At 49.6% G+C, this 697-nt stretch carries 1 rRNA gene; it reads right to left on the bottom strand.

Annotation, left to right across the window (positions count from 1 at the left end):
• Positions 1-76: 76 nt before the first annotated feature.
• A 23S ribosomal RNA gene (locus CD111_RS08190) occupies positions 77-697 on the bottom strand; the annotation flags it as partial.

The raw sequence follows: 697 nt of genomic DNA on the forward strand, positions 1-697 counted from the left end.
TAATTCAGTTAGAATGTATTGCACATTCAAAACTAGATAGTAAGCAGATTTTACGGCTAAAACCGATTTTTAAAATTTGATTAAGTCTTCGATCGATTAGTATTCGTCAGCTACACACATTACTGCGCTTACACCCCGAACCTATTAACCTCATCATCTTTGAGGGATCTTATAACCGAAGTTGGGAAATCTCATCTTGAGGGGGGCTTCATGCTTAGATGCTTTCAGCACTTATCCCGTCCATACATAGCTACCCAGCTATGCCGTTGGCACGACAACTGGTACACCAGAGGTATGTCCATCCCGGTCCTCTCGTACTAAGGACAGCTCCTCTCAAATTTCCTACGCCCACGACGGATAGGGACCGAACTGTCTCACGACGTTCTGAACCCAGCTCGCGTACCGCTTTAATGGGCGAACAGCCCAACCCTTGGGACCGACTACAGCCCCAGGATGCGATGAGCCGACATCGAGGTGCCAAACCTCCCCGTCGATGTGAACTCTTGGGGGAGATAAGCCTGTTATCCCCGGGGTAGCTTTTATCCGTTGAGCGATGGCCCTTCCATGCGGAACCACCGGATCACTAAGTCCGTCTTTCGACCCTGCTCGACTTGTAAGTCTCGCAGTCAAGCTCCCTTGTGCCTTTACACTCTGCGAATGATTTCCAACCATTCTGAGGGAACCTTTGAGCGCCTCC

Source organism: Mammaliicoccus stepanovicii, assembly GCF_002902525.1.
Classification (GTDB): domain Bacteria; phylum Bacillota; class Bacilli; order Staphylococcales; family Staphylococcaceae; genus Mammaliicoccus; species Mammaliicoccus stepanovicii.